This is a genomic window from Leminorella grimontii, from assembly GCF_039789245.1.
Classification (GTDB): domain Bacteria; phylum Pseudomonadota; class Gammaproteobacteria; order Enterobacterales; family Enterobacteriaceae; genus Leminorella; species Leminorella grimontii.
The window spans coordinates 485001-506190 of sequence record NZ_CP146357.1 but is presented as its reverse complement, the minus strand read 5'-3'; the positions used below and the strand labels follow the sequence as shown (position 1 = coordinate 506190).

Below are 21190 nucleotides of genomic sequence, written 5' to 3'. Positions count from 1 at the left end.
ATTCTTGCGTTTCATCACTCAGTAAGAGGCACTTATTATATATGTCCGGTTGGCGAAATCTTTACTATAAACTCTTGAATATTCCAATAAAAATGTTGGTTCGTAGCAAATGCATCCCTTCCGATCCCGTCGCCGATTTGGGGCTGGATACCACGCGCCCGATACTGTACGTTCTGCCCTATAACTCAAAAGCAGACCTGCTGACGCTGCGCGGACAGTGCCTGGCGCAGGAACTGCCCGATCCGCTGGAACCATTCGAAATGGACGGCCAGCTGCTTCCTCGCTACGTGTTCATTCACGATGGCCCGAGGGTATTTAGCTACTACGCGCCAAAAGAGGAGTCGGTGAAGCTGTTCCATGACTATCTCGACCTGCACCGCAGTCACCCTCAGCTGGATATTCAAATGGTGCCGGTCTCCGTTATGTTCGGACGCTCACCCGGGCGCGAAGGCCACGATTCTCACGACGCGCCGCGCCTGCGGCTGTTTAACGGCATCCAGAAGTTTTTCGTCATCCTGTGGCTGGGGCGAGACAGCTTCGTTCGCTTCTCCCGCATCGTATCGCTGCGCCACATGGCGGATGAACACGGCACGGACAAGACTATCGCCCAGAAGCTGGCCCGCGTAGCGCGAATGCACTTCGCCCGCCTGCGCCTTGCGGCTACTGGTCCGAAGCTTCCCGTTCGTCAGGACTTATTCAACAAGCTCTTGACCTCTAAAGCGATTGAAAAAGCGGTAGAGGAAGAAGCGGCATCCAAAAAAATTCCTCTTTCCAAAGCAAAACAAAATGCCGTCGAGATGATGGAGGAGATAGCCGCCAACTTTACTTACGAAACGCTGCGCGTAACCGATCGCGTACTGAGCTGGACCTGGAACCGCCTCTATCAGGGGATCAAGGTCCACAACGCCGAGCGCGTCCGCAGACTGGCGCAGGACGGCCACGGCATCGTTTATGCGCCGAGCCACCGCAGCCACATGGACTACCTGCTGCTGTCCTACGTGCTCTATCATCAGGGGCTGGTACCGCCGCACATCGCTGCCGGCATCAACCTTAACTTTTGGCCTGCCGGGCCGATATTCCGTCGCCTTGGCGCGTTCTTCATTCGTCGAACCTTTAAAGGCAACAAACTCTACTCCACCGTCTTTCGCGAATATTTGGGCGAGCTGTTCAGCCGCGGCTATTCCGTTGAATATTTTGTGGAGGGCGGACGTTCCCGCACGGGTCGCCTGCTTGAGCCCAAAACCGGCACGCTGTCGATGACCATTCAGGCCATGCTGCGGGGCGGCAATCGCCCGATTACCGTTGTTCCCGTCTATATCGGCTATGAGCACGTAATGGAAGTGGGCACTTACGCCAAAGAACTGCGCGGCGCAACGAAGGAAAAGGAAAACCTCTGGCAAGTGGTTCGTACGATGCGCAAGCTGCGCAATCTGGGCATGGGATACGTCAACTTTGGGGAGCCGATCCCCCTGATGACCTACCTCAATCAGCACGTGCCCGATTGGCGAGACGCCATTGACCCCATCGAAACGCCACGCCCAAGCTGGTTGACGCCTGCGGTCAATCAAATAGCCGATCGCCTGATGACCAACATCAACAAGGCCGCCGCCGCCAACGCCATGAACCTGTGCTGCACCGCGCTACTCGCATCTCGCCAGCGCGCGCTGACCCGCGAACAGCTACTCGAGCAGCTTGACTGCTACGTTCAACTTCTGCGCAACGTGCCTTACGCACAGGACGCCACGGTCCCCAGCGATACTCCAGAGCAAATGCTGGAGCACGCGCTGAAGATGAGCAAGTTTGACGTTGAGAAAGACAACGCCGGTGAAATCATCATTCTGCCGCGGGAGCAGGCGGTGTTGATGACCTACTATCGTAACAACATTCACCACATGCTGGTGCTGCCGTCGCTAATTGCCAGCATCGTGATGCATCACGATAGCGTTTCTCGTGAAGAGATAGTTCAGAAGGTGTCTCTGATTTATCCGCTGCTGAAGGCCGAACTCTTCATGCACTACGATGAAAAAGAGCTGCCGCAGGTTATCGAGACGCTGATTAACGAACTGCTGCGACAGGCGCTTATCAAACGGCGCGACGACGGCCAACTGGCGCTAAACCCCGCCAAGATCCGCCAGCTGCAGCTGCTGGCCGCCGGCGTGCGGGAGACGCTGCAGCGCTATACCATCACGCTGTCGCTGCTGCGCAATAACCCCAGCATCAGCCGCGGCGTTCTGGAAAAAGAGAGCCGCCAGCTCGCCCAGCGCCTGTCGGTGCTTCACGGCATCAACGCGCCGGAGTTTTTCGACAAGGCCGTATTCTCCACCCTGGTAGCGACGCTTCGAAGCGCAGGCTATATCAGCGACAGCGGCGACGCCATTCCGGAAAACATGCAGTCTATGTACGACATCCTGACTCACCTGATGACGCCGGAAGTGACCCTGACCATCGAGAGCGTTAGCCAGTCTCTCGGCGATTCTTCATCCGAAGCGCAGTAAGCGCTATCTGGAAATAAAAGCAAACGGGCCGCAGTTCACACTGTTGCCCGTTTTTTAATCAGTAAGTGGGAATTAGCGCATCAGGATATCCATCAAAACGCCCAGAAATACCACCAGCCCGACGTAGTTATTGTTCATAAACGCCTGAAAACACCTGTCCCTTTCGCGATCCGCTATCAGCTGTTGCTGGTAGACGAACATCGCTCCCGCCAGCAGCAGCGACCAGTAAAAAGGCCCGCCCAGATGGTTAAGATAGCCTACGGCGTAAAGCGACAGCAGCGTTCCAAACTGCAGCAGGCCGATAATTAGTTTGTCATAGCGGCCAAACAGGATAGCCGTCGACTTGATGCCGATTTTCAAATCGTCGTTACGATCCACCATGGCGTACTGCGTATCGTACGCCACAGTCCAGAAAATATTTGCCAGCAGCAGCAGCCAACAGCTCATCGGCAGCGCGTTGCTAACGGCGGCGTAGGCCATGGGAATAGACCAGCCGAACGCAACGCCCAAAATAACCTGAGGGAAATGGGTGAAGCGCTTCATGAAAGGATACATCCAGGCCAACAGCAGCGCCGCAAAAGAAAGCCCGATGGTCAGGTGGTTGAGCATCAGCACCAGCAAAAAGGAAACGGTCACCAGCGCTAAAAACAGGACCTTACTCTCTTTTTCCGTCACCGCACCGCTCGGCATTGGCCGCGCTCTTGTACGCTCAACGTGTCCGTCAAAATGGCGGTCGGCAAAATCGTTGATCACGCAGCCCGCTGCCCGCATCAAGAAAACGCCGGCAACGAAGATCAGCAAAATAGACACGCTTGGCGTTTCTCTCCCCGCCAGCCACAGCGCCCACAGCGTCGGCCAAAGCAGCAGAAGAGCGCCAATAGGCTTATTAATACGCATCAAACGGCAGTATGCCAGCCATTTGGTTTGAGTCACCTTCTCCCCCAGTCAGTATAGCGGCGCCGCCGGTAAAAAAATCTCAGTCAGCAGCAGCGGCCCCCCCGACAGACGAAAGCGTGAACGTCTGCCCCAGAGACCGTCATCCAACGACACGTGAATATAGTCCCGCACAAGCTCTTTATGGCTAAACAGATAGCGCCCTAACGGCGTTTCGCCAAGAGAGGCTACGTCCGCCAGCGGCCCGCTAAGCGTTCGAGCGGGCACTACCGTGCGCGCCCATATCCACGGAATATTATCACCAAACAGGAAGATTTCACGAATCCAATAGCGATCGTCCTTCGGCAGCTCAGCCTCTTCGCGCCCAAGGCGCGGAGCGGTAACGTAGCCCTCGAACTGGGGCTGCACCGTGACCCGTTGGCAAAAACGCTCGCATCGGCGGGTCATTGAACCCGGCTCTAAAAGCCAGTCGGACTGCCGCTGGCTTAATGAATCACACTGCGGAGACGTCCAGTTTCTCTCTTTCCAGTGCGGTACGGAGAGTGTCTGTTTCATTGTGCTTGCGCCTTCATTTAGCCCCGACCTTTAACGATAAGAACAAGGGGCCTTTGACGATAAAAACGCGCCTATTGTAGCGTAAAATATGCCTCATAAAATACGGTGGGCCGTATTCTACAAACCATTATTTAACATTGTGTCAATATTCGGCGTTTTTCACTCGCGCTTTAGCTTGTCGGTATTCGCAAGATACAAAGCGATGACCAGCACTAAGATGGCGCAGGCATAGATGAACGTATCCATCGGATCCTTATGATCGACGATGATAAGCCTGACGATCGCGGTAATGCCGATGTAAATAAAATAGCGGAGCGGAAAGTGATATCCCGACTGAAAGTATTTGACGATCAGCGCAATAAACTCAAAGTACAGGAAGTAAATGACGATGCCCTCAATCAGCAAGTAGCTGGATGACTTCGCAGAGTTAATGAACAGCACCTGAATCAGCGCGTAGGTTTCTTTAGCCAGAAACACGATGAGAATAACGCCCAGCAGCAGCAGGCCGATATTCAGTACGGTTTGCAGCACCCTCGCGACCCAGGCGCCGCGCTTAACGTTATCCGGCATATCCTATACTCCCAGAAAAATACGTCATTAAACGGGAGGATAGGGCCTCCCGTTAAATACGCGCGAACTAACGCCAGCGCTTATAGGTATTAATCAAACCGTTAGTGGAAGCGTCGTGGCTGCTGACCTTTTCATATCCCACCAGTTCCGGCAAAATGCGGCCGGCCAGCTGTTTGCCCAGCTCTACGCCCCACTGATCGAAACTGAAGATATTTAAAATGACGCCCTGTGCGAAAATCTTGTGTTCATAAAGCGCGATCAATGCCCCCAAACTGTAGGGAGAAATCTCCTTAAGAAGGATCGAGTTGGTCGGGCGATTGCCTTCGAACACCTTAAAGGGAACGATTGGCTCGGCCTCAGCGGCGCTTTTTCCGGCTTTAGCGAACTCGGCGCGTACCTCATCGGCTGACTTGCCGAACGCCAAAGCCTCCGTTTGGGCGAAGAAATTCGACAACAGCTTGGCGTGGTGATCGCCAAGAGGGTTGTGGCTCTTGGCCGGCGCGATAAAGTCGCAGGGAATCAGCTTGGTTCCCTGATGAATCAATTGATAAAACGCGTGTTGGCCGTTAGTACCCGGCTCGCCCCAGATAATCGGCCCGGTTTGGTAGTCGACCGCTTTACCGTTACGGTCGACATATTTACCGTTGGACTCCATATTTCCCTGCTGGAAATAGGCGGCGAAGCGGTGCATATACTGGTCGTAAGGCAGGATGGCTTCCGTCTGTGCGTCGTGGAAATTACCGTACCACAGCCCAATAAGCGCAAGCGTAACCGGCAGGTTCTGCGCAAGAGGCGCGCGGGCGAAGTGGTTGTCCATCGCATGAGCGCCGCACAGTAGCTTTTCAAAATTCTCAAAACCGATGGAAAGCGCAATCGACAGGCCGATAGCGGACCACAAAGAATAGCGCCCGCCGACCCAGTCCCAGAACTCAAACATGTTGTCGGTATCAATACCAAATTCAGACACGGCCTTCGCGTTGGTCGACAGCGCCGCAAAGTGCTTGGCGACGTCTTCCGGCTTGCCTGAACTTAAAAACCAGTCTCGCGCGGTATGGGCGTTGGTCATGGTTTCCTGCGTCGTAAACGTTTTTGACGCCACTAAGAACAGCGTAGTTTCCGGGCTTAGGTCTCGCAGAGCTTCAACAATATGGGTAGCGTCAACGTTAGAGACGAAGTGTACGTTAAGATGGTTTTTATACGGACGGAGCGCCTCGGTGACCATGTAAGGCCCCAGATCGGAGCCGCCGATGCCGATATTTACCACGTCGGTTATCGCCTTCCCGGTATATCCTTTCCATTCGCCGTCGATAACGCGGCGGCAAAACGAACGCATCTTCTCCAGAACGGCGTTGACTTCCGGCATGACGTCCTTACCGTCAACCAGAACGGGCGTATTGGCGCGATTGCGCAAAGCCACGTGCAGTACGGCGCGGTCTTCCGTACGGTTAATTTTTTCACCGTTAAACATGGCCTTGATGGCGCCGTTTAAATCACACTCTTTCGCCAAATCTCTCAAAAGAGAAAGCGTTTCATCCGTAATGCGGTTTTTAGAAAAATCCACCAGCATTTGGTCTTCAAACTCCGCGGAAAAGCGAGAAAAGCGCTCGCCGTCCTGAGCAAAAAGAGCGCCGATGGTGATGCCCTTCATTGCGTCAAAATGGGCCTCAAGCGCTCGCCATGCTGCAGTTTCCGTTGGATTAATGCTCTTCATCGTGGATCCCCCTGAATTCATAAAACAAAAAGTTATGCGTCGCCGATTGTATCCCGTTTACGCTTCGGGATTATGACTTTCATCGATAGTCGTTTTCTATCGTTCGCATTAACGCTGGCTGGATTCAGCCGTTTTACCAATCTTTGAATTATAGACACGAAATAGGAGAAAAAACCGTTACTATGCCTCACTATCTGCCTCACTATCCCTCGTTATTTTGCCAAAACGCATCGGTGCTGAACTTTACCTCCAGAAAGTCCAGCAGAGTGCGCAGCGCGACCGGCATATATTGGCGAGAGGTATAGACGGCATGAATACCGAGCTGTGGCAGCGGCCAGTCCGCCAGCACGACCTCAAGCTCACCAGAAACGATTTCACCTCGAACCAGATAGGTCGGCAGCATGGCGATACCCACGCCCGCCAGCGCCGCCTGTTTGAGAACCGTAACGTCGTTGGCCCGGATCTGCCCTTTCACCGGCACCTTTATCCATTCATCGCGCTCCGTTGACTGAAAGCGCCAGCTGTGGGTTTCAAACTGCGCATGCATTAAACAAGCGTGGTTCAGCAATCCCTGTGGGCTATCCGGTCGTCCTCTTGCGTCTAAATAAGCGGGAGAGGCGCAAATAACGGAGCGGCAAACGCCCAAAGGTTTAGCGATAGTTCCCGGATCGAGCGTATTGGTAATCCGGATAGCTAAATCGATACGCTCCTCCACTAGGTTTACGCTGCGCTCCAGCAGTTGGATATCGATACTGACCTGAGGGTAGCGCAGCGCGTACTCGGCAATGACGTTTGCTAAATAGGACTGGCTAAAAGACTGGCTGCAGGTAATTCGCAGCTCGCCTTTCGGCTCCGACGCGCGATCGTGCCGCTTGGCAAGCATTCTTTCCTGAACGTCCAGCATTTGGCGACAGTCTGCCAGCGCCTGCTCGCCTTCGCTCGTCAGGCTAAGGCTTCGAGTCGAGCGATGCAAAAGCCGAACGCCCAGAATATGCTCTAAAAATGCCAGATAGCGGGAAGCTTTCGCCCGCGACAGCCCCAAACGTTCTGCTGCGGACGTGAGGCTTCCTCGCTCGGCCGCCTCGACGAACACTTTCATCGCAGTTAGTTGATCCATGGATTCGCTCATTTTTTGCAACAGAGCATCATCAAATACTCTATTTTTAAAACAATGGAAAGAGCATAGGCTAACTCAGGTAACGACAAACGGGCGATTAGTCACAAAATACACAACGAGAGAAAACATCATGAATATCGCAATCATTGGCGCTGGCGGCAAAGCCGGTCGCCTCATCGCACAAGAAGCGCTAACCCGAGGACACAAGGTGACGGCCGTCGTCAGACATGCCGAAAAGGTTGCCGATTTGCCGGTCGAGGTTTTGGAAAAAAGCGTTTTTGATATTACCGCCGAAGACCTTAAGCCTTTTGACGCAGTCATCGACGCATTCAATGCGCCGGCCGGGCATGAAGAGCAGCATCAAACGTCGTTAGCCCACCTGGCGGACCTGCTGGCAGGCCGTCCTCAAACGCGCCTCCTTATCGTTGGCGGCGCGGGAAGCCTGTACGTCGACGATGCGCTTTCAGTGCGCGTAATGGATACCCCTGATTTCCCAGAAGCCTACAGGCCTACGGCCAGCAATATGGGAGAAGCCTTTTTCAAGCTGAAAGGCCGTCAAGACGTCAACTGGACCTACTTCAGCCCCGCTGCGATGTTTATTGCCGACGGCAAGCGTACCGGCAGTTATACCGTAGGCGGCGACCGCCTGCTGGTTAATGGTCAGGGAGAAAGCGTCATCAGCTACGCGGATTACGCTATTGCGATGGTGGATGAACTGGAACAGGGGAAACGCCAACGTCAACGATTTACCGCCGTATCTAACGGATAAAACGTACCTCTTCCTGTTCATATCAAAGATTAAAATCACCGTTTGTGAAACCGACTGACGGTGATTTGTTTTTCTCACTACCTACGCTTTAGCACCCTAGTTTAATTAATAATTGTAAAAATCACGCAAAAGCCAGATTCTCATATCGAAAACGTACGGCAGCTTAACGCTTTCAGCTGGAGGTCAAGCCGAAATCAGCCAAAACCGATTCAACTTCTCCTAAAAAAACAAAGATAAACAACGCAGCATCATTGACACCGACGCCATAACCCGCTATTTCTTAAAGCCTACTTGCGTATTCTGTACGTAAGCCAGAAGAGGCGCGTCATTCAGGCAGAGTGTCAGAGGATTCGGCATCCAAAGAAGACACTTCAGGGGATATGACGCCGAGGCGATTTTCCTGCCGAAGGGGAAATCGTCGACCACAAGGGCTGAATCCCTTGGGTTGTCACCAATGTAATCCGCAAACATATTGCGGAAAGTAGAACCCGCACAGTGAGCGCCCATGCGCTATCACAGGGAAGGTTCTAGGCAAGGTGGGGCGCTTCTGGGTGTATCGTAGTGCTTCCGTCCTACGCCTGCTCCCTGTTTACCGCGCTTCCTTTGTGCCAAGGCTGATGAATATTAAGGGCTCATTTCGGCCCCACCTGACACGAGGAATTTTTACATGTCTCAAATCGTTATCGCCAAGTTTGGTGGAACCAGCGTCGCAAACGCCGACGCGATGAACAACTCCGCCAATATCGTTCTGTCGAACTCAGAAGTCCGCGTCGTCGTACTGTCGGCATCTGCGGGCGTCACCAACCTGCTGGTTGACCTTGCCAACGGCTGTAATCCCGACCTTCGTTCTGAAAAGATAGCCCAGATTCGCGCCATTCAGTCTCAGATTCTGGACGCCCTGCCGGACTCCGCCGTCGTACGTGAAGAAATCAACCGGATGCTGGAAAACATCACTACGCTGTCCGAAGCGGCAAGCCTTGCTACCTCCGACGCTTTGACGGACGAACTGGTGAGCCACGGTGAACTTATGTCGACTCTACTGTTTGTCGAGCTTTTAAGAAGCCGCGGCGTCAGCGCCGAATGGTTCGACGTTCGCCGGGTCATGAAAACCGACGATCGCTTCGGCAAAGCAGAGCCGGAAGTCGGAGCGCTGTCTTCACTGTGCGCAGAACACCTGGCGCCAAGGCTTAACGCCGGCGCGCTGGTGATCACTCAAGGCTTCATCGGCAGCGAAGGCAAGGGAAGAACTACCACCTTAGGTCGCGGCGGCAGTGACTATACGGCAGCGCTTTTAGGCGAAGCCCTCAACGCCAAGCGGGTAGACATCTGGACCGACGTGCCGGGCATTTACACCACCGATCCGCGTATCGTGCCCAATGCGCAACGTATTGATGAAATCGGCTTTGAAGAAGCGGCGGAAATGGCCACCTTCGGCGCCAAAATCCTCCATCCGGCCACGCTTATTCCGGCCGTTCGCCACGGGATCCCGGTTTTTGTCGGCTCGAGCAAAGACGTCGCCGCCGGCGGTACGCTGGTGTGCGACAAAACCACCAATCCCCCGCTGTTTCGCGCTCTGGCGCTGCGGCGCAAGCAGACGTTGCTGACGCTTCACAGCCTGAATATGCTGCACGCACGCGGCTTCTTGGCGAAAATTTTCAGCATTCTGGCAAACCACCACATCTCCGTCGACCTGATAACGACTTCAGAAGTCAGCATTGCGCTAACGCTGGACACGGCCGGCTCGTCCACCTGCGGCGCAAGTTTACTGACCAGCGCGCTGTTAACCGAGCTGTCGGCCCTTTGCCGGGTCGAAGTGGAAGAAAACCTGGCTCTGGTGGCGCTTATCGGCAACCAGCTTGCTCAGGCACGCGGCGTGGGTAAAGAGGTATTTGGCGTACTGGAACCGTTCAACATCCGCATGATCTCTTACGGCGCCAGCAGCCACAACCTTTGCCTGCTGGTTCCTGGGGACGATGCCGAGCACGTAGTGAAGACGCTGCACCGCAATCTGTTTGAATAATCAAGCTCTTTTGCAATAATGCCAAATGGGCAACGCCACACGTTGCCCATTATTTTTACCAACGCGTTCAAAGAAACGAATAGCGCAATTAAAACCAGAAACAGGGCCGAACTGCGCCCAATAAAGCACAACACACGTCTCCACCAAGGAAATACATACAATATGTTAGCCAAAATTACACGCCTGTTCCCGCTATGGGCTATCCTACTGTCCATTGCGGCCTATTCCACGCCGTCGGCCTTTACCGGGATTGCGCCCTACGTCAGCTATCTGCTGATGCTTATCATGTTCGCTATGGGCGTGACTCTAAACGTCGGCGATTTTAAACGCGTCGTCACTCGCCCGATGCCCGTCGTTGCCTGTACGCTGCTTCACTATCTAATTATGCCGCTGGCAGCCTGGATGCTTGCCAAGATTTTTAGCATGCCGGCAGACCTCGCGGCGGGCATGATTCTAGTGGGCAGCGTCGCCAGCGGCACGGCGTCTAACGTGATGATTTACCTGGCTCGCGGAGACGTCGCGCTTTCCGTCACCATATCTTCCGTTTCAACTCTGGTCGGCGTTTTCGCCACGCCGCTGTTGACCTATCTGTACGTTGACGCCTCTATTAACGTCGACGTAATGGGCATGCTGATGTCCATTTTGCAAATTGTCGTTATCCCGATTGGCGCGGGCCTGATTATCCACCATACGCTGCCTAAGGTTGTAAAGCGCATCGAGCCTTTCCTTCCTGCGCTGTCGATGATGTGTATTTTGGCGATCATTAGCGCCGTGGTGGCCAAGAGCCAGAGCCATATTGCGTCCGTCGGATTCGTGGTCGCCATCGCCGTAGTGCTCCACAACGGCATCGGCCTGCTGGGCGGATACTGGGGCGGCAAGCTGTGCGGTTTCGATGAATCCACCTGCCGCACGCTGGCTATTGAAGTCGGTATGCAAAACTCTGGCCTGGCAGCCACGCTGGGAGCGCAATACTTCTCCGCCGTCGCCGCGCTGCCTGGGGCCCTGTTCTCCGTCTGGCACAATCTGTCCGGTTCGCTGTTAGCCGGCTACTGGCAGGGAAAACCAACTGAAAGTGTAACAAATAGCCAAAGCTGAAGCGTTTCACTTACCCGAAGTGAGTAGGCGTCATTGCTCACTTCGGAGCCAACAACCCCCCCAATTATATTTACATTTAGTCACAACCCTCTAAACGAAAAAATCCCACTAAGTGACTATCCTTAATAAAGATGGACAAAGGTGAATGCCTTTGTCCTTTTCTCGTTTCCTTTCACTGTAAGGACGTCCTGTGGCCTCAACTAAACTTTCTCCGGTCAATTGGCTTCCGCTCATTATAATTACCGTTTGTGCCGCTATCTTTTGGCACATATCGCCCCCTGAAGGGCTGAGCGTACACGCCTGGCATTCGGCCATCGTATTTATTGCTACCATTGCCTGTATCGTCGCCAAGGTGCTGCCCATCGGCGCCGTCGGCCTTATCGGCATTACCGTTTTTGCCTTAACCTATGCAGCCGGTTCTAAAACCGCCTCAGACGCAATTCTTGTTGCCCTAAGTGACCTCAACAGCTCGCTTATCTGGCTTATCGTCGTTGCGTTTATGATAGCCCGAGGGTTTATTAAAACCGGCCTTGGGCGTCGCATCGCTCTGCAAATGATCCGCCTGTTGGGAAAAAGAACGCTGGGGCTGGCCTATGGATTGGCGGTCGCCGATCTCATTCTCTCGCCGGCGATGCCAAGCAACACCGCCCGCTGCGGTGGCGTTATTTATCCTATTGCCGACTCATTGGCGCGCAGCTTCAATTCCAATCCGGAAGATGAATCGCGCAACAAAATCGGTACCTTCCTGATTACCTGTATTGGTAACGTCAACGACGTCACTGCCGCCATGTTCATGACGGCCTATACCGGCAACCTGCTGGCCATAAAGCTGGCGGCCAACGCCGGCGTCACGTTGACCTGGGGAAGCTGGTTCGTCGCTGCCATCGTTCCGTGTCTGGCATCGCTTATTATCGTTCCGCTGCTGGTGTACTGGCTGACCAAACCGGAAATCAAGCATACGCCGGACGCCCCGAAGCTTGCGAAAACCGAGCTGGCCAAAATGGGCAAGATGACGCGCAGTGAATGGATCATGGCCGTAACCGTCGTTCTATTGCTGGTTTTGTGGATTTTCGGCGGCCCCCTTGGCGTTGACGCAACCACCGCCTCCTTCGTCGGCCTCTCTTTCCTGCTGCTTACCGGCGTATTGACGTGGGAAGACGTAAAAAGCGAGAAAGGCGCGTGGGATACGCTTATCTGGTTCGCCGCTCTGCTGATGATGGCCGACCAGTTAAAAGCCTTGGGCTTTACTACCTGGTTCGGCGGTGAGATCGGCAAATACGTCGGTATGGTGATGGGCGACAGCAGCTGGATCCTGGTGCTGCTGATGCTGAATGCGGCCTATTTTTATACCCACTATTTCTTTGCCAGCGGTAACGCACAAATTGCGGCACTGTACGCCGTGTTCCTGGGCGTAGGCATCAATCTGCACATCCCCGCTGCGCCGATGGCCCTGATGTTGGCCTTCACCAGCAGCCTTTACTGCTCTTTGACACAGTACTCTCACGCCCGCGGGCCGATTCTGTTCGGCGCAGGCTACGTGCCTACCGGTACCTGGTGGAAAGTGGGCTTCGTCGTCAGCCTCATAAACCAGGCAATTTTCCTGGTGCTGGGCCTGGCCTGGTGGAAAATCATCGGTCTCTACTAACCATAAGAGCGATAGCCTTCGGGCTATCGCTTTTTCGTTCGGTTCCCCGCTCGACGCTTTTCTATTTCCTGATAAATCAGCGCGCCCATAGCCATCGCGGCAACGAATATATACCCTTTTGGCGAACCAACGCCGAGTAAAACTACGCCCGGCCCCGGGCAAATTCCAGCAATCCCCCAGCCAATGCCAAACAGCGCGCTACCGCCAATCAGACGGCTATCAATTCCCCGCGCCGTCGGCCACTGAATTGCGCCGCCGAGTAGTGCTGACTCACGCCGTTTCCCCCAGCTAAAGGCCAAAAGGCCGACGGCAACGGCCGCTGCCATGACTATCGCTAAAGAGGGGTCCCATATGCGAGTAACGTCGAGGAAAGAGAGCACTTTCGTCGGGTTTATCATACCGGACAGCAAAATCCCCAGGCCAAAAATCAGACCGCTGATAAAAGCAAAGAAGCTCTTCATCTTTTATCCTCCGGACAAAGGATTGAGAACAAATACGGTCATGGCGCCGGTAAAGATAAAAGTCAGCGTAGCCGCCAGAGAGCGTAAAGAGAGGCGAGACAGGCCGCAAACGCCGTGGCCGCTGGTGCACCCGGAACCATATCGCGTACCGAGCCCCACCAGCAGGCCGGCAACAATCAGTTCGGGCACGCTCGCGGCAATCTCTATTTTCGGCAGCGTAAACAGCAGGCCATATAAAGACGGAGCGGCAAGCATTCCCAAAATAAACATCACCCGCCAAGGCGCTTCCCTTCTTTCTCCGCGCAGTATGCCCGCCAGGATCCCACTGATCCCGGCAATGCGCCCGTTAAAAAGCAACAAAAGCGCGGCGGCGATGCCTATTAGCGCACCACCTGCTAGCGATGAGGCTGGCGTAAATGACTCCCATGCTATGTTCACATTTCCTCCTTCGGCTGAGGACAGTAAAGAGCGTAGAGGGTATCCAAAAGCGTCAACACCCTTGCGTCAGAGACCGAATAGTATATGCGCTTGCCTTCGCGGCGCGTTTCAACCGCGCCCTCGTTACGCAATACGGTGAGCTGTTGCGATAACGTCGGCTGACGAATGTCCAGGCCTTCTTCCAGTTCGCTAACGGAAAGCGCTCCCTGGCTTAGACGGCAAAGAATCATCAGTCGGTCTTCATTCGACAAAGTGCGCATAAGGGAGGCAACCTGAGAGGCGGCCTCCCTTATGGCGTCAAGGTAGGAAAGTGAGGTATTTTCCGGCATACGTTTCTCTCAGTGATAACATTATATAAATTTATATAATATATAGTCTGATAACGTATGCTTTGCCAGTCAGCGAGAAAGTTTAATCCGCATCGTATCCCAAATTGGGCGCTAACCAACGTTCGGTATCCGATATGCTCATGCCCTTACGCGCGGCATAGTCCTCAACCTGATCGCGTTGGATCTGCGCTACCGCGAAATATTTACTCTCCGGGTGGCTAAAATACCAACCGGATACCGATGCGCCAGGCCACATGGCGTAAGACTCCGTCAGCTTCATGCCGATACGCTCTTCCACCGACAGCAGCTGCCAGATAGCGGCTTTCTCGGTATGCTCCGGGCAGGCGGCATAGCCGGGCGCCGGCCGAATACCGCAATAGTTTTCGCGGATCAGCTCTTCGTTGCTCAGCGACTCATCCGGCGCGTATCCCCATATCTCTTTGCGCACCCGCTCGTGTAGATATTCAGCAAACGCCTCTGCCAGCCTGTCCGCCAGCGCCTTCACCATGATCTTGTTATAGTCGTCATGCGCCGTTTCATAGGCCTGCGCCAGAGCGTCTTCCTCAAGGCCGCCGGTAACAGCAAACGCGCCGACATAGTCCGCTACGCCACTCTCTTTTGGCGCAATAAAGTCAGACAGGCAGTAGTTGGGAAAATCCGTTTTTTCCGTTTGTTGCCGCAGATGGTGGCTAACGACCGATACGTCGCGTCGATCTCCATCTGCATAAATTTCAACGTCGTCGCCTACGCGGTTCGCGGGGAAGAGCCCCAAAATGCCGCGCGGCGTTATCGCTTTTTCCGCTGCCAGCTTGTCTAACATCTGATTGGCGTCGGCAAACAGACGCTTGGCTTCTTCACCGACCACCTCATCTTCAAGAATACGGGGATACTTGCCCGCCAGCGACCAGGTCATAAAGAATGGCGTCCAGTCGATGTAGCGCCTCAGCGTATCGATAGATGCCTCAACCGTTTGTACTCCCAGCGCCTTTGGAACGGGCGGCAGATAGTTAGCCCAGTCGCACTGCCAGCCGTTATTTCTGGCCTTCTCCAGCGTAACGGGGGGCGTCCTCGGCTTTTTACGCCCATGCTGAAGCCTGACGGTTTCATACTCTTTACGCGTTCTTGCCACAAAGTCGTCACGCTGAGCGTCAGAAAGCAACGCAGAACAAACGCCAACGCTTCGCGATGCGTTTTGCACGTAGACCGTCGGCCCGCCGTAGTTTTGCTCAATCTTGACGGCGGTGTGAGCCTTAGAGGTCGTCGCGCCGCCAATCAGCAGCGGCAGCGTGAATCCCTGCCGCTCCATCTCTTTAGCTACGTTAACCATTTCATCCAGCGACGGAGTTATCAGCCCGGACAGACCGATAATATCAACGTTCTCTTCGCGGGCGGTTTTCAGGATCTTCTCCGTCGGCACCATAACGCCAAGATCGATAATCTCGTAGTTATTGCACTGCAAAACGACGCCGACGATGTTCTTACCAATATCGTGCACGTCGCCCTTCACGGTCGCCAGCAGGATTTTACCCGCCGTTGCGCCCTTCTGCTTGCTGGCCTCAATGTAGGGTTCAAGATAGGCGACGGCCTGCTTCATCACGCGAGCGGATTTCACAACCTGCGGCAGGAACATTTTTCCTTCGCCAAACAGATCGCCGACGGTGTTCATTCCTGCCATCAGCGGCCCTTCAATCACCTCTAAAGGAAGCGTAGCCTGTTGACGGGCCTCTTCGGTGTCGGTCTCAATAAACTCCGTAATGCCTTTCACCAAGGCATATTCGAGCCGCTTGTTTACCGGCCACTGGCGCCACTCTGCCTGCTGCCGGTTTGACTCTTCATCACCCGCGCTCCCGCGGTATTTTTCCGCCAGCGCCAGCAGGCGCTCCGTTCCGTCCGGGCGACGGTTTAACACCACGTCCTCTACCGCGTCTTTTAACTCGGTGGGTAAGTCGTCATAGATGGCCAGCTGGCCTGCATTGACGATGCCCATATCCATACCGTTTTTTATGGCGTAATACAGAAAGACGGCGTGAATAGCCTCGCGCACCGGATCGTTGCCGCGAAATGAGAACGAAACGTTAGAAACACCGCCGGAAATCAGCGCATGGGGAAGCTTGGCCTTAATGTCGGCACAGACTTCGATAAAGTCGAGGGCATAGTTATTGTGTTCCTCGATGCCGGTCGCAATGGCGAAAATGTTCGGGTCAAAAATAATGTCTTCAGGAGGAAAACCGACAACCTCCGTTAAAATGCGATAGGCTCGGCGACAGATTTCGATTTTACGCGCTCGGGTATCGGCCTGCCCCTGTTCGTCAAAGGCCATCACGACCATCGCCGCACCGTAGCGACGTACCAGCTTAGCCTGATGGATAAATTTCTCTTCGCCCTCTTTCATCGAGATAGAGTTGACGATCCCTTTGCCCTGAATGCACTTAAGCCCTTTCTCAATAACTTCCCACTTGGAAGAGTCAATCATAATAGGCACGCGTGCGATGTCCGGCTCGCCGGCAATCAGGTTCAGGAAACGTACCATCGCCGCTTCGGCGTCCAGCATCCCTTCATCCATATTGATATCGATAATCTGGGCGCCGTTTTCAACCTGTTGAAGCGCAACTTCCAGCGCCTCTGAATACTTATCTTCTTTTATCAGCCTTTTAAATTTCGCCGATCCCGTCACGTTAGTTCGCTCACCGACGTTCACAAACAGCGAGGAATCGCTGATATTGAGCGGCTCAAGTCCTGACAGGCGACAGGATACGGGAATGACTGGTATCGTACGGGGAGAAATATCGGCCACTGCCCTCGCAATCGCCGCGATGTGGGCGGGGGTGGTGCCGCAGCAGCCGCCGACGATATTCACCAGGCCGGAGCCGGCCCACTCTGCGATCTGCGCAGCCATAGCGTCAGGCTCCAGATCGTAACCGCCAAAGGCGTTCGGCAAACCGGCGTTGGGGTGAACGGAAACAAAGCATTCGGCAATGCGGGACAGTTCAGCCACGTATTGACGGAGTTCCTCCGGCCCAAGAGCGCAGTTCAGGCCAAAAGAGAGCGGCTTTACGTGGCGCAGGGAGTTATAAAACGCTTCTGTCGTCTGCCCCGACAGCGTGCGGCCGGATGCATCGGTAATTGTCCCGGATATCATGACGGGCAAACGTACGCCGAGAGTCTCAAAAACGCTTTCTACGGCGAAAATGGCGGCTTTGGCGTTCAACGTATCGAATATGGTTTCGATCATGATGAGATCAACGCCGCCCTGAATCAGCGCCGTCGTCGACTCGGTATAGGCCTCAACCAGCCCATCAAACGTCACATTACGAAACGCAGGGTCGTTAACGTTAGGCGAAATGGAGGCCGTTCGGTTAGTTGGTCCTAAAATACCGGCGACGTATCGAGGTTTGTCGGGCGTTTTAGCCGTCCAGGCATCGGCACAGGCGCGCGCCAGACGAGCGCCTTCATAGTTGATTTCAGCCGACAGGGATTCCATCTGATAGTCGGCCATAGCGATAGCCGTAGCGTTAAAGGTGTTTGTTTCAAGAATATCCGCGCCCGCTTCAAGGTAAGCGTTATGAATGGCGGAAATAACCTCTGGCTTGGTCAAAACCAACAGGTCGTTATTTCCTTTCAGATCGCACGGCCAATCGGCAAATCGCTCTCCCCGATAGTCCTCTTCTTCAAGACGATAGCTTTGGATCATGGTGCCCATGCCGCCGTCTAAAATAAGAATACGCTTTGACAGTTGTTGCGTTAACGCCTCAGTATGATTTGCCAAAATGACCTCTAACGATGAATTAATTGTTTCAAACCTAATAATAATCCGCTTATCGCCAATGAAAAACTAATCCATTGTCGGATTCATCTGGCTTAAGTCATACGGCGTTCTCTGATACACAAAGTAGTTCAACCAGTTGTTGAACAGCAGATACCCGTGGCTACGCCACGTAGCTTTAGGCGCCGACTCAATGTCATCATTAGGGAAGTAATTGACGGGCATCGCGGGGTTTATCCCGGCATTCAGATCGCGAAAATACTCCGCGGATAGCGTGTGGGCGTCATACTCAGGATGCCCTGTAACAAAAGCAAAGCGGCGATCCCGGCTGGCGAACAGATAAGCGCCGGTTTGTTCAGACTCCGCGTAAATATCCAGATCCGTATGTTGACGAATCGCTTCCGTAGGGAACCCCGCATAGCGAGAGTGAGGGGCAAGAAAGCGGTCGTCAAACCCGCGGGTAAGCAACGCCAACGGCTGAGTCACTGTATGCCAGTAGACCCCGGACAGCTTTTCAGACATGGTAATTTTAGGAATGTCGTAGAGGATATTTAACGCCGCCTGTACCGCCCAACACACGAACAGCGTCGAAGTCACGTGATCCTTGGCCCAAAGCGTAATCCGCTCAATCTCGTCCCAATAAGAGACGTCCTTAAACTCAACCAATCCCAACGGCGCGCCGGTCACGATCAGGCCGTCAAAGTTCTGATCGCGAATGTCTTCGAAGTTACAGTAAAAGCTATCTAAATGCTCGGCAGGCGTATTTTTAGACTCATGGTTATCAATTCTTAGCAGTTGAATATCCAACTGCAGTGAAGAGTTAGAGAGCAGGCGCAGGAACTGATTTTCGGTCTCAATCTTTTTCGGCATCAGGTTGAGGATCAAAATCTTTAGCGGACGAATGTCCTGATGGCTTGCGCGTGAAGACTCCATCACGAAGACGTTCTCATCACGCAATACGTTAACGGCGGGAAGTTCATCAGGAATACGAATTGGCATTACTAGATCCTCAAATATCCATTTATACGTTTATACATTTAGACTTCTATACCGCTAAAGATAGCGTCTTTTAAACCGGCTGTCGAGAGTCAAAACGCTTCCATCGTTCTATTTTCTCCGATGTTAAAAAGCAAAAAGGCCGCTGTATCAGCGGCCTCTCTCTATTCTCATCCTAATTTTCAGTGATAACAAACGCAAAAAGGCCACTCTTTCGAGTGGCCTCTTCTAATTATGGCTTTAGCCAGTTTAAGTCGCGTTAGCGTCTTAAACATAAAACCACCTGCTTTGCGGGTGGGATCAAAGGGTTATACCAAGAAAAACACCTTTCCGTTACGATATAGATGTTCAAGCTAATAACCGTAACTAAAATGAGGAAAGGTGTTTATGGGCATTAAAGCACAAAGCTCAGCGCATACAAAGTGGCTGTGCAAATACCATATCGTCTTTTCGCCGAAGTTCAGACGGAAAGTGATTTTCAATAGTATACGTTCAAGCGTAGGTGAGATATTACGAGACCTTTGTAAGTATAAAGGAGTGGAAATAATAGAAGGTCACCTGATGCCGGATCATGTTCATATGTTGGTAAGTATTCCTCCGAAGTTGAGTGTTTCAAGCTTTATGGGGTATCTGAAAGGGAAAAGTTCGCTGATGATTTTTGATAGACATGCCAATCTAAAATATAAGTTTGGCAACAGAAAATTTTGGAGCGAAGGCTTCTATGTAAGTACGGTAGGGCTAAATGAAGCGACAATCCAAAAATATATCAGAGAACAAGAGAAATCAGATTTAGTCTCAGACAAATTGAGCAGCAAAGAGTATACAGACCCCTTCAAGGGGTAAGCCAAAGTAGCAAAGACACTTAGCTTGAACGAAGAGAAAGCGGCGTCATTTAGGCGCAGTCGGTAACAAGCCCTTATAGGGCAAGAGCAAACCACCCGCTATGCGGGTGGTTATGATTTAAAAGCCTGGCAGTTCCCTACTCTCGCATGGGGAAGCCCCACACTACCATCGGCGCTACGGCGTTTCACTTCTGAGTTCGGCATGGGGTCAGGTGGGACCACCGCGCTGTCGCCGCCAGGCATATTCTGTTTTACTCCGCCGCTTCCGTATTCATCATACTTCCGCCACAGAGCTTCAATCCACAAACAAGCTAAATAATTCTTCGTCTCTAAAACGCCTTCGGCGTTGTAAGGTTAAGCCTCACGGTTCATTAGTACTGGTTAGCTCAATACATCGCTGCACTTACACACCCAGCCTATCTACGTCATCGTCTTTAACGTTCCTTTAGGGGACTCTAAGTCCCAGGGAAGACTCATCTTGGGGCAAGTTTCGCGCTTAGATGCTTTCAGCGCTTATCTTTTCCGCACGTAGCTACCGGGCAATGCAATTGGCATCACAACCCGTACACCAGCGGTGCGTTCACTCCGGTCCTCTCGTACTAGGAGCAACCCCCCTCAATCTTCCAGCGCCCACGGCAGATAGGGACCGAACTGTCTCACGACGTTCTAAACCCAGCTCGCGTACCACTTTAAACGGCGAACAGCCGTACCCTTGGGACCTACTTCAGCCCCAGGATGTGATGAGCCGACATCGAGGTGCCAAACACCGCCGTCGATATGAACTCTTGGGCGGTATCAGCCTGTTATCCCCGGAGTACCTTTTATCCGTTGAGCGATGGCCCTTCCATTCAGAACCACCGGATCACTAAGACCTACTTTCGTACCTGCTCGAGCCGTCACTCTCGCAGTCAAGCTGGCTTATGCCTTTGCACTAACCTCCTGATGTCCGACCAGGATTAGCCAACCTTCGTGCTCCTCCGTTACTCTTTGGGAGGAGACCGCCCCAGTCAAACTACCCACCAGACACTGTCCTCACCCGCGATTCAGCAGGTCGAGTTAGAACATCAAACATTAAAGGGTGGTATTTCAAGGTTGGCTCCATGCAGACTGGCGTCCACACTTCAAAGCCTCCCACCTATCCTACACATCAAGGTTCAATGTTCCGTGTCAAGCTATAGTAAAGGTTCACGGGGTCTTTCCGTCTTGCCGCGGGTACACAGCATCTTCACTGCGAGTTCAATTTCACTGGGTCTCGGGTGGAGACAGCCTGGCCATCATTACGCCATTCGTGCAGGTCGGAACTTACCCGACAAGGAATTTCGCTACCTTAGGACCGTTATAGTTACGGCCGCCGTTTACTGGGGCTTCGATCAAGAGCTTCGCTTGCGCTAACCCCATCAATTAACCTTCCAGCACCGGGCAGGCGTCACACCGTATACGTCCACTTTCGTGTTTGCACAGTGCTGTGTTTTTAATAAACAGTTGCAGCC

The 21190-nt window shown here is 53.2% G+C and carries 16 protein-coding genes, 2 rRNA genes and 1 riboswitch (1 of these 19 running past the window's edge); of the genes, 6 read left to right on the top strand and 12 right to left on the bottom strand.

Annotated features, from left to right (window positions below):
* Window positions 1-41 precede the first annotated feature (41 nt).
* A complete protein-coding gene (gene plsB, locus V8L73_RS02530; protein ID WP_347254044.1) occupies window positions 42-2495 on the top strand; it encodes a glycerol-3-phosphate 1-O-acyltransferase PlsB in 2454 nt (817 codons plus the stop codon).
* Between the two features lie 72 nt (window positions 2496-2567).
* On the opposite strand, the gene ubiA is transcribed toward plsB, so the two are convergent.
* From ubiA to V8L73_RS02505, 5 genes are all read right to left on the bottom strand, one after another.
* The gene (gene ubiA, locus V8L73_RS02525; RefSeq protein WP_245614612.1) at window positions 2568-3392 is read right to left on the bottom strand and encodes a 4-hydroxybenzoate octaprenyltransferase; all 825 of its coding nucleotides are present in this window, start codon (window positions 3390-3392) and stop codon (window positions 2568-2570) included.
* 48 nt (window positions 3393-3440) lie between these two features.
* On the bottom strand, window positions 3441-3944 hold the full coding sequence (gene ubiC, locus V8L73_RS02520) for a chorismate lyase (protein ID WP_027275775.1): 504 nt from the start codon (window positions 3942-3944) through the stop codon (window positions 3441-3443).
* Between the two features lie 159 nt (window positions 3945-4103).
* A complete protein-coding gene (gene psiE / locus V8L73_RS02515) occupies window positions 4104-4514 on the bottom strand; it encodes a phosphate-starvation-inducible protein PsiE (protein WP_027275774.1) in 411 nt (136 codons plus the stop codon).
* 67 nt (window positions 4515-4581) lie between these two features.
* Window positions 4582-6225, bottom strand: a complete 1644-nt coding sequence (gene pgi, locus V8L73_RS02510) for a glucose-6-phosphate isomerase (protein WP_347254043.1) — start codon at window positions 6223-6225, stop codon at window positions 4582-4584.
* 202 nt (window positions 6226-6427) lie between these two features.
* Window positions 6428-7342 carry a LysR family transcriptional regulator gene (locus V8L73_RS02505; RefSeq protein ID WP_261832868.1) on the bottom strand — a complete coding sequence of 305 codons (915 nt, stop codon included), beginning with the start codon at window positions 7340-7342 and terminating at the stop codon, window positions 6428-6430.
* Window positions 7343-7472: 130 nt separating this feature from the next.
* On the opposite strand from V8L73_RS02505, the gene V8L73_RS02500 reads away from it, so the two are divergent.
* The 4 genes from V8L73_RS02500 (at window position 7473) to V8L73_RS02485 (ending at window position 12871) form a co-directional block, all read left to right on the top strand.
* Window positions 7473-8111 carry an NAD(P)-dependent oxidoreductase gene (locus V8L73_RS02500; RefSeq protein WP_347254042.1) on the top strand — a complete coding sequence of 213 codons (639 nt, stop codon included), beginning with the start codon at window positions 7473-7475 and terminating at the stop codon, window positions 8109-8111.
* A gap of 307 nt (window positions 8112-8418) precedes the next feature.
* Window positions 8419-8666: riboswitch (Lysine riboswitch) on the top strand.
* A gap of 112 nt (window positions 8667-8778) precedes the next feature.
* Entirely contained in the window at window positions 8779-10131 is a 1353-nt protein-coding gene (lysC, locus tag V8L73_RS02495) for a lysine-sensitive aspartokinase 3 (protein ID WP_347254041.1), read from the top strand.
* 162 nt (window positions 10132-10293) lie between these two features.
* Window positions 10294-11226: a ketopantoate/pantoate/pantothenate transporter PanS gene (gene panS, locus V8L73_RS02490; protein WP_347254040.1), complete on the top strand. Its 933-nt coding sequence runs from the start codon at window positions 10294-10296 to the stop codon at window positions 11224-11226.
* Between the two features lie 190 nt (window positions 11227-11416).
* Entirely contained in the window at window positions 11417-12871 is a 1455-nt protein-coding gene (locus tag V8L73_RS02485) for an anion permease (RefSeq protein ID WP_261832871.1), read from the top strand.
* A 23-nt stretch (window positions 12872-12894) separates the two neighbouring features.
* Here the strand turns inward: V8L73_RS02485 and V8L73_RS02480 are convergent, their stop codons facing one another.
* The 5 genes from V8L73_RS02480 to metA form a co-directional block, all read right to left on the bottom strand.
* Window positions 12895-13332, bottom strand: a complete 438-nt coding sequence (locus V8L73_RS02480) for a DUF6691 family protein (protein WP_261832872.1) — start codon at window positions 13330-13332, stop codon at window positions 12895-12897.
* A 3-nt stretch (window positions 13333-13335) separates the two neighbouring features.
* A complete protein-coding gene (locus V8L73_RS02475; protein ID WP_027275765.1) occupies window positions 13336-13770 on the bottom strand; it encodes a YeeE/YedE family protein in 435 nt (144 codons plus the stop codon).
* Complete coding sequence (locus V8L73_RS02470) at window positions 13767-14030, bottom strand: ArsR/SmtB family transcription factor (RefSeq protein WP_422655617.1); 264 nt, start codon at window positions 14028-14030, stop codon at window positions 13767-13769. The genes V8L73_RS02475 and V8L73_RS02470 overlap by 4 nt, the downstream gene beginning before the upstream one ends.
* Before the next feature lie 151 nt (window positions 14031-14181).
* Window positions 14182-17865, bottom strand: a complete 3684-nt coding sequence (gene metH / locus V8L73_RS02465; protein WP_347254038.1) for a methionine synthase — start codon at window positions 17863-17865, stop codon at window positions 14182-14184.
* 66 nt (window positions 17866-17931) lie between these two features.
* A complete protein-coding gene (gene metA / locus V8L73_RS02460) occupies window positions 17932-18861 on the bottom strand; it encodes a homoserine O-acetyltransferase MetA (RefSeq protein WP_261832875.1) in 930 nt (309 codons plus the stop codon).
* Window positions 18862-19245: 384 nt separating this feature from the next.
* Here metA and tnpA point away from each other — a divergent pair, with 384 nt between their 5' ends.
* Window positions 19246-19701: an IS200/IS605 family transposase gene (tnpA, locus tag V8L73_RS02455; RefSeq protein WP_347252944.1), complete on the top strand. Its 456-nt coding sequence runs from the start codon at window positions 19246-19248 to the stop codon at window positions 19699-19701.
* A 123-nt stretch (window positions 19702-19824) separates the two neighbouring features.
* On the opposite strand, the gene rrf is transcribed toward tnpA, so the two are convergent.
* Both rrf and V8L73_RS02445 read right to left on the bottom strand, forming a co-directional pair.
* Window positions 19825-19940 (bottom strand): 5S ribosomal RNA (gene rrf / locus V8L73_RS02450).
* A 110-nt stretch (window positions 19941-20050) separates the two neighbouring features.
* A 23S ribosomal RNA gene (locus V8L73_RS02445) occupies window positions 20051-21190 on the bottom strand (it continues 1770 nt past the right edge of the window).

Bases quoted from the DNA above. Each gene is read 5' to 3' on its own strand.
- V8L73_RS02500 (WP_347254042.1), top strand. From the start codon at position 7,473: ATGAATATCGCAATCATTGGCGCTGGCGGCAAAGCCGGTCGCCTCATC.
- tnpA (WP_347252944.1), top strand. From the start codon at position 19,246: ATGGGCATTAAAGCACAAAGCTCAGCGCATACAAAGTGGCTGTGCAAA.
- V8L73_RS02480 (WP_261832872.1), bottom strand. From the start codon at position 13,332: ATGAAGAGCTTCTTTGCTTTTATCAGCGGTCTGATTTTTGGCCTGGGG.
- panS (WP_347254040.1), top strand. From the start codon at position 10,294: ATGTTAGCCAAAATTACACGCCTGTTCCCGCTATGGGCTATCCTACTG.
- metA (WP_261832875.1), bottom strand. From the start codon at position 18,861: ATGCCAATTCGTATTCCTGATGAACTTCCCGCCGTTAACGTATTGCGT.
- V8L73_RS02470 (WP_422655617.1), bottom strand. From the start codon at position 14,030: ATGCGCACTTTGTCGAATGAAGACCGACTGATGATTCTTTGCCGTCTA.
- ubiC (WP_027275775.1), bottom strand. From the start codon at position 3,944: ATGAAACAGACACTCTCCGTACCGCACTGGAAAGAGAGAAACTGGACG.
- psiE (WP_027275774.1), bottom strand. From the start codon at position 4,514: ATGCCGGATAACGTTAAGCGCGGCGCCTGGGTCGCGAGGGTGCTGCAA.
- plsB (WP_347254044.1), top strand. From the start codon at position 42: ATGTCCGGTTGGCGAAATCTTTACTATAAACTCTTGAATATTCCAATA.
- lysC (WP_347254041.1), top strand. From the start codon at position 8,779: ATGTCTCAAATCGTTATCGCCAAGTTTGGTGGAACCAGCGTCGCAAAC.
- ubiA (WP_245614612.1), bottom strand. From the start codon at position 3,392: ATGCGTATTAATAAGCCTATTGGCGCTCTTCTGCTGCTTTGGCCGACG.
- pgi (WP_347254043.1), bottom strand. From the start codon at position 6,225: ATGAAGAGCATTAATCCAACGGAAACTGCAGCATGGCGAGCGCTTGAG.
- V8L73_RS02505 (WP_261832868.1), bottom strand. From the start codon at position 7,342: ATGGATCAACTAACTGCGATGAAAGTGTTCGTCGAGGCGGCCGAGCGA.